The following is an 8178-nucleotide window of genomic DNA, read 5'->3' as shown; positions in this document are numbered from 1 at the left end:
GCGCAAAAAAACCGAAGTATGTAACGAAAAGTAAAGTTGCCTAAAAACCTCTTCCCTTCTGCCATCTGCCCTCTGCCATCTGCCTTGTCATGACGATAATTTTTAATACTGACCTACTTATTATTAATACGCCCAGAGTAGTTATTGCCACCATCGTGCCACATTTGAGATAGCACAACTCGCTTCTGCTATTGCCCCCTGACCTCCTAATGCAAAAATAACTGGAACTAGTGTTTTTATATCTCTCAATAAATTTTGACGAGTACGAAGAGATAACTCATGAAGTGTCTGCCCCCAGACAGGAAAAAGTAAAGTCGTTGGTATCTTTGACAAAGGGAGAGCTAAGGCACTTAAGGTATGGGCGCGATACTCCTCAGATGGAATCTCTCCGGTTATGGCAAGTGCTTCTAGTAATAGCTGTGGGGGCCATTTGTCAGCTAAGGCACTTAGGGTATAGGCGCGATGCTCCTCAGACGGAATGTCTCTGGCTATGGCAAGTACTTCTGGTAACACTGAGGGCAGTTTGGTAGCTAAAGAACTTAGGACAGAGGCGCGAGGAGACTCATCCTGAATGTCTCTGGCTATGGCAAGTGCTTCTGGTAATAATTCTGGTAGCAGTTTATCAGCTAAGGCACTCAAGGTATTGGCACGGTTCCACTCATCCTGAATGTCTCTGGTTATGGCAAGTGCTTCTAGTAATAATTCTGGTGGCAGTTTATCAGCTAATGAACTCAGGGCAGATGCACGAGGAGACTCACTCTGAATCTCTCTGGCTATGGCGAGAGCTTCTGGTAGTAATTCTGGTGTCAGTTTATTAGCTAAGGCACTGAGGGCATTGGCGCGGCTCCACTCATCCTGAATTTCTTTGGCTATGGCAAGTGCTTCTAGTAATAATTCTGGTGGCAGTTTATCAGCTAATGAACTCAGGGCAGAGGCACGAGGAGACTCACTCTGAATCTCTCTGGCTATGGCGAGAGCTTCTGGTAACACTGAGGGCAGTTTATCAGCTAAGGCACCCAAGGCATCGGCGCGACGAGATTTAGACGGAATCTCTCTGGCTGTGGCGAGAGCTTCTGGTAAGACCTGCGGCAGTTTATCAGCTAAGGTACTTAAGGCATCGGCGCGACGCCACTCAGATTGAAACTGTTTGGCTATGGCAAGAGCTTCTGGTAATAATTCTGGTGGCAGTTTGTCAGCTAAGGAACTCAGGGCATCAGCGCGAGGAGACTCACCCTGAATCTCTTTAGCTATGGTAAGAGCTTCTGGTAATAATTCTGGTGGCAGTTTACCCGCTAAGGAACTCAGGGCATCAGCGCGAGGAGACTCACCCTGAATCTCTTTGGCTATGGCAAGAGCTTCTGGTAATAATTCTGGTGACAGTTTACCCGCTAAGGAACTCAGGGCAGAGGCGCGACGCCACTCAGACGGAATCTCTCTGGCAGCAGCGAGGGCTTCTGGTAAGACCTGCGGCAGTTTGTCAGCTAAGGAACTCAGGGCAGAGGCGCGACGCCACTCAGACGGAATCTCTCTAGCAGCATCGAGAGCTTCTGGTAAGACCTGCGGCAGTTTGTCAGCTAAGGAACTCAGGGCAGAGGCGCGACGCCACTCAGACGGAATCTTTCTGGCTATAGCCAGAGCTAATGTTAACATTGAAGGTAGTTTCTCAGCTAAAGCACCCAGGGCATCGGCGCAATACTCCTCATCCTGAATTGCTCTGGCTATAGCGAGAGTTTCTGGTAATAATTGTGGCGACAATTTGTCAGCTAAGGAACTCAGGGCAGAGGCACGACAAGATCGATCTTGAATCTCTCTGGCTATGGCAAGAGCTTCTGGTAATAATTGTGGTGGCAGTTTGTCAGCTAAAGAAATCAGGGCAGAGGCACGATGCCACTCAGACAGAATCTCTTTGGTGAGAGCAAGAGCTTCTGGTAATAATTGTGGTGGCAATTTGTCCGCTAAGGCACTCAGGGCAGAGGCACGATGCCGCTCAGATGCAATTACTCTGGCTATGGCAAGAGCTTCTGGTAGCACCTTCGGCAGTTTGTCAGCTAAAGCACTCAGGGCACAGACGCGATAAGACTCATCTTGAATCTCTCTAGCGATCGCAAGAGCTTCTGGTAATAATTGTGGTGGCAATTTGTCAACTAACGCACTCAGGATATCGGCGCGACGAGTCTCAGACGGAATTTCTCTAGCGGCAGTAAGAGCTTCTGGTAACACCTCCGGCAGTTTGTGAGCTAAAGAACCCAGGGCAGAGGCGCGGCTCAACTTATCCTGAATCGCTCTGACAGCAGCGAGAGCCTCTGGTAATAATTGTGGTGGCAGTTTATTAGCTAAGGCACTCAGGGTAGAAGCGCGGCTCCACTCATTCTGAATTTCTTTGGCGGTAGCAAGAGCTTCTGGTAATAATTGTGGTGGCAATTTGTCCGCTAAGGCACTCAGGACAGAGGCGCGGCTCCACTCATCCTGAATTTCTCTGGCGACAGCAAGAGCTTCTGGTAATAATTGTGGTGGCAATTTGTCCGCTAAGGTACTTAGAGCAGAGGTACGACGAGACTCATCCTGAATTTCTCTGGCGACAGCAAGAGCTTCTGGTAACACCTCGGGCAATTTGCCAGCTAAGGAACCCAGGGCAGAGGCGCGGCTCAACTTATCCTGAATCGCTCTGACGGCAGCAAGAGCTTCGGGTAATAATTGTGGTGGCAATTTGTCCGCTAAGGTACTCAAGGCTAGAGCGCGACGAGACTCATCCTGAATTTCTTTGGCGACAGCAAGAGCTTTTGAGAGTGCTAATTCTTTTGCGTTTGATGGCAAACAATTGACTAGCTCCGCAAGCAATCGTGCTTTTAGCTCTGAATTCGAGCTTTGCAGGGTATAAGCTAATCCTTGTTCTGGAGTCCACACATTTTTTTTCACTAATGCTTGCAGCAATTCTACTGGTACATTAGCTGTGAGACTATTCAGGGATGCAGTCATCAGAGCATAACGGCACTGTAGTGCTATTGACTGCGAAGGTTCTTCGTGAAACATTTCTTCAGCTAAAAACCAAGCGCGTGCTATGTCAGTCACAAAAATGGCATTTTGCCCATTGCTCGCACACGCCTCATACCACCCATTGCGTCCTAACGGAGTTTCCTCCTGTAACAATTTGTGAATTTCCTCTTTTTTACCCGCCTTTTCTAAATGCCAAACAAGACGCTGATATATATAACCATCACTTGGTAGGGTATGCCATAAACCATTTTCGGTTTTTTCTCGGTACCGCTCCAAAAACTGGCAGTGAGCATCACTCAACTTCAAACCCAATCCAGGCAAATCACCATAACGTTTTGGTTTTTCAGGAGCAGTTAACAAATTACGAGCTAAGTCATGAAATAAGTCGTGCAAACGGTAAGTGGATGTACCGTTAAGTAAAGTCTCACCAGGTAATAGCAGCGCCTTACTTTGTAAGTATTCCAATGTATCAGTTGCATCGCGCTCATCCTCTAGATTCCAAAGTGTTACCGTCATTGAGTGAGTAATGGTTGCATCCTCTGGTAACACCCCGAGCCAAATAAAATTTTGCCTTTCTTCTTCTGGCAATCGCTGTACGCTTAAATTTAATGATGCTCTTAAGCTAAGACGTTTTAAGGAAGCTTCATCAGTCATATCACGAGCTTCAGGGTCATCAAAAGTTTTTAACCGAGCAATTTCAAGTTGAATATCTTGTAATAAGATTGCCCAAGACGTACCACTTGCAATCTGGGCTGCTGCCAATTCCAGTGCTAGGGGGAGATACCCAACCTCTTTTGCTAAGGTTTCAGCTTCCTGACACTCTGTCCCTATCATGTCACGTCCTAACTTCTTTGTCAGCAGTTCTATAGCCTGGGATGGTTTCATCACATCTAAGCTATAGATACTCGCTCCTAACACTTTAGCGATCGCACCCTCCCGAGTTGTAACCAGTACCTGACACTTAGAACCACCTACATTAAATGCTTGTGCGTGCTTTGTATCCCAGGCATCATCTACAACCAACAGCACAGCTTTGTCATATAACAGGGTACGGAGATGATTGGTAGCGGCGTCTGTACTGGTTGGCTTAAAGTTATAGTCGCCCAAAGCCTGTACCCAACCACTCAGTAGGGAAAGGACATCGGGTTGCTGACCCAGAGTTGCCCAAAGAATGCCATCACAAAAATGAACTTGTATATCTTCGTCATGTGCTAAAGCAGCTGTAATGGTCGATTTGCCCACAGAACCTAAACCGTGAATGGCGGTCACTGCTAAAGTGCGATTATCTAATGATTTTTTAAGGAGAAGATTCTTTAAATCTTGGCTGTACTCTGGGCGGTCTACAAAGTGAGCGGGTAGGGGTGGTGCTTGAAAATTTCTACCTTGAGGGAAACGGTTTTTATAGATATGTTTATCTATACTGGCTTTTCTTTGCAAAACTGGAATTTGCCCTTCGTTCGGATGTTCTAATTGAATTGCAACCAAACCTTCCTCAAAAGCCCTTTGAAACACATCAAGATTATTTGAAGTTGCGTAGCCCAATCCATCGTAAAATCCAATAGCAAATGCGATCGCTGCCTTATCTCCAATGGGCTGATTCATCCCGATCGCGTAATTGACGTGTTTGCTAATTGCAGTAGCTTGTTTGTCAGAATGACAGACATTAAGCAGTACGCATTCCACATAATCTGCGTGCAACTGAAACAGTGATGCTAGCCCTTTTGCTGGAACGGGCTTGTTTTCTCCTGAGTCATCTTCTAATAGCAAGCTACCATCTTCTAGCCCGTGTCCGCAAAAATGAACAATTTGGGGTTGTTCTTCTGCAAGAGCGTGGCGAATATCCTGAGTGCGGACAGCAGTTCTAATCTTAATCTCGAAGACATCCCGCTTTGCAGCACGGCGGATAGCTTCTTCAATTGAACGAATTTCCTTGTCCAAGCGTAGTCCGTGGGGAATGGCAGCCAGAATCAGAATTGTTTTGATACGCGGGCCGTGACTCATAAACACTTGGAGAAAGGTTTAATACCTACAAGTTGACATATTAGACAGAATATGGGGTTAAGAGAAAGTTGGCAAGAGAACTCTGAATCAGAGTTCTGACTAACTTTCACCTTCACCCAGAACGCTACAATCAAACCAGAGCCACAAAAAAGTCAAGGTGTTCAAAGATTATGGTAGCCATTACCCAACAACCCCAAAAAATGACTGCTGAGGAATATCTCGAATGGGAACAGAGGCAAGATGTTCGTCATTCGTAATTTCTCATGAGAAAGTTAGAAACGTGCAAAGTAAAAACCGCATAGAGGCTCCCTGACAATGATGGTTTGTACTGCTTTTGCGTGGGATTGAATCTCGTTAACACAACCAAAGCATACCAGTAGTTAAGCCTGTAAAGAAGTTTATATTTTGCAATATAATAACCGCTCGCGACCAAACACCTTGGTAAAGTGCTTTAACCGCAAGCGGTGAGACCAGTGCGTTCCCTTGTGCGTAGCACGCTCATCCGCTCATTGCTCTGTGACAGTTGGCTGTTTGTTTCTCTGCTCCTCTGGGTAAATTAGTTATAGGCAGGTAAGCATGAGGATTGGGAGAATTGGATGAAAAGGGTTGTGGGTAGATGGATAAAAACAATTGCATTGGTCTCCACTTTGGTGTTTTTGGCATCCTCAGAGAGAATAACTGCTCAAGACATGGGAGCCTGCTACATGGTAACGACTTCTGGTAGAGCCATAAGTTTGGGAAAATTATGCGGTGTTACACCTTCAGATAAAGGGGTTTTTCGGATTCCCATCAAACGCCGTATGGGAAAAACACCAGTTGTGGACGTTACGTTTAACGGGCATAAAACTTTTGAAATGATTGTTGATACGGGTGCTAGCATAACTCTAATCACCTCAAACATGGCAAATACTCTAAAGCTTAAGCCCACAGGTAACATGCAAGCAGAAATTGCTGATGGTAGTCAAGTCAAATTTTCTCTGAGTCAAGTGAATTCCATTGCTGTTGGTGGCGCTGTGGTGAATAATGTTGAAGTTGCGATCGCTCCAAAAGCGGGTATTGGACTGTTAGGTCATAATTTCTTCGATAACTATGATGTCAAAATTTTAGGAAATGTTATCGAATTTTCTCGGCGTTAAAATCGATCGAGCGGTATGGATCTCACCTTTTTCAATTGTAGTTTCTCTACTGATTGATGGATAAAAACAACCATCTTTGTAAGTAAGTGCTTGTCGTGGGAACGTAACTGCTGCAAGTCCACCACTTTTTCTATATTGTGGTAAAGATGGTTTATCTACTTCACCTCTGTAGTAGGCATTTACCAATCCGTTGTACGAGGTAATTGACTCACCTACAGATTTCAATGTTTGCTGTACGGCTTGTGCGGCAAGAGCCTTGTAATGTGGATTGTCCTTAAGAATTTTATCGAGTTCGGGATAAGTCGTGAAACATTTATATGTCTTCCAACCATGCCGTAACTCATCACCTTTCCAGTAGATTGTGAAAGCATTGCCTGACTCTTCTAGTCTTGAATAATGAGTTTGACGAACATGATAAAGAGCACAATTAATCAAACTGTTGGCGTGTTGGCATTGGTCGAGCCAAAATGCTTCTTCAATATCTGTAAACCTTGCTTTTACTGGCAAAGTTTTATACACTTGTCCTCACCTTCTGTTGTTGATTATATTAGATACTACATACTTTAGCAACTAAAATCAGGAGTATGGCAAAACTTTCTCAGGATGACCATGACTACAGAAGAACGGAAAATTCCGTATCCTCAATCAATTATCATTTTGTATTTGTCCCCAAACGTAGAAGACCCGTTTTAGTCACTGATATTGCCAGAAGACTGCAAGAAATTATCTTTGAATTGGTGCAAGAACATAACTGGAGACTTATTGCATTAGAAATTCAACCCGACCACGTACATATGTTCATCAATGCACCTACAGATGAAGCACCCTCCCAAATCGCTAAATGGGTCAAAGGTCGCGCATCTCATCACTTAAGAAAAGAATTTCCTTCTTTAAAAAAACTACCTGCTTTGTGGACACCGACCTACTTTGTAGCGTCAACAGGTCAAGTAAGCACAGAGGTAGTTAAAAAATACATTGAAAATCAGCGTGGGAAATGAAGACAACAGGTTAAAACCTGTTGCGTCGCGCTTCATCCCCTGGTTAAAAACACAGGGGTTCTCGCGCTCCCACTATGTTTTGATAGGTTTACCCGATCGACTTGATTTTACCCTATTTGGCAGTACACGAGTCTTCATATTTGTTTGGGAAGGTGTTTTCATTAGTGTCTTGTCCGGCGCGTTACGCACATCTCAAAAACGCACTCAACTGAATTTGCGAAAACTGCAAGTAAGTGAAGCGAAGTTTCGACGTTTGGTTGATTCCAATATTATTGGAGTGATTTTTTTGGAATCTCCTCTCAAATGCTGTGAAGTTTACACCGGAAGGTGGGTGCGTAGAAGTTCGACTTCAAGGCGAGCATGGTAATGCTCAAGTTATCATTCGGGATACAGGCAAAGGTATTAGCCCCCATTTTATCCCTTATGTGTTTGATTACTTCCGTCAAGAAAACAGCACAACGACAAGAGCCTTTGGGGGGTTGGGACTGGGGCTAGCGATCGCTCGCCATTTGGTGGAACTTCATGGTGGTTTGGTCAAAGCAGAAAGCTTGGGAGAGGGAATGGGCGCAACGTTTACTGTCACAATTCCCCTCATGAGGAGCGTACAAACGAGCGCTGAAGAGAATCGCATTCGCCATAACTTCCCAATTGTAGAAGGTGTGCGGGTACTGGTTGTGGATGATGAGCCTGACAATCTGGAGTTAATTACCTTTACCCTGGAACAGTATGGTGTGGAGGTGCGTGCTGTAAGTTCATCTCGAGAAGCTCTTTCTATCCTCGCACAATGGCAACCCGATTTACTACTGAGCGATATAGGAATGCCAGAAATGGATGGTTACACGTTCATTCAGAAGTTGCGAGATCTACCTACAGAACAAGATAGGTTTTTGCCCGCGATCGCGTTGACTGCTTATGCTGGAGAAACCAACCACCAACAAGCGCTATCAGCTGGTTTTCAAAAACACTTAACCAAGCCTGTAGATCCTGTGGAGTTAATTTTTGCGATTGGTGAAACTCTTGGGAAAGGCTAATGTCGGTGTTCCGAGTAG

The 8178-nt window shown here is 45.1% G+C and carries 5 protein-coding genes and 1 pseudogene; 4 read left to right on the top strand and 2 right to left on the bottom strand.

Translation table 11 applies throughout. The features are described 5' to 3' along the window. Window positions 1-141: 141 nt before the first annotated feature. Window positions 142-4995, bottom strand: coding sequence for an NB-ARC domain-containing protein (locus tag HC643_RS02370; protein WP_237265815.1), 4854 nt, complete (start codon window positions 4993-4995; stop codon window positions 142-144). Between the two features lie 596 nt (window positions 4996-5591). Here HC643_RS02370 and HC643_RS02360 point away from each other — a divergent pair. After that, the gene (locus HC643_RS02360) at window positions 5592-6131 is read left to right on the top strand and encodes a retropepsin-like aspartic protease family protein (protein ID WP_038075290.1); all 540 of its coding nucleotides are present in this window, start codon (window positions 5592-5594) and stop codon (window positions 6129-6131) included. Window positions 6132-6170: 39 nt separating this feature from the next. Here the strand turns inward: HC643_RS02360 and HC643_RS02355 are convergent. Next, window positions 6171-6650, bottom strand: a pseudogene (locus tag HC643_RS02355) (RNA-guided endonuclease TnpB family protein); the annotation flags it as partial. 65 nt (window positions 6651-6715) lie between these two features. On the opposite strand from HC643_RS02355, the gene tnpA reads away from it, so the two are divergent. From tnpA to HC643_RS02340, 3 genes are read left to right on the top strand one after another with little or no spacing between them, the layout of a single operon-like run. Continuing rightward, window positions 6716-7129, top strand: a complete 414-nt coding sequence (tnpA, locus tag HC643_RS02350) for an IS200/IS605 family transposase (protein ID WP_038075293.1) — start codon at window positions 6716-6718, stop codon at window positions 7127-7129. Next, on the top strand, window positions 7119-7496 hold the full coding sequence (locus tag HC643_RS02345; RefSeq protein ID WP_162002335.1) for a hypothetical protein: 378 nt from the start codon (window positions 7119-7121) through the stop codon (window positions 7494-7496). Before tnpA ends, HC643_RS02345 begins: the two co-directional genes overlap by 11 nt. Continuing rightward, the gene (locus HC643_RS02340; protein WP_050046085.1) at window positions 7438-8160 is read left to right on the top strand and encodes a response regulator; all 723 of its coding nucleotides are present in this window, start codon (window positions 7438-7440) and stop codon (window positions 8158-8160) included. The genes HC643_RS02345 and HC643_RS02340 overlap by 59 nt, the downstream gene beginning before the upstream one ends. Window positions 8161-8178 lie beyond the last annotated feature (18 nt).

It is taken from the genome of Tolypothrix bouteillei VB521301, from assembly GCF_000760695.4.
Taxonomy (GTDB): Bacteria; Cyanobacteriota; Cyanobacteriia; order Cyanobacteriales; family Nostocaceae; genus Scytonema; species Scytonema bouteillei_A.
The sequence above is the reverse complement of the archived record's forward strand: the minus strand, read 5'-3'. Positions and strand labels throughout refer to the sequence as shown.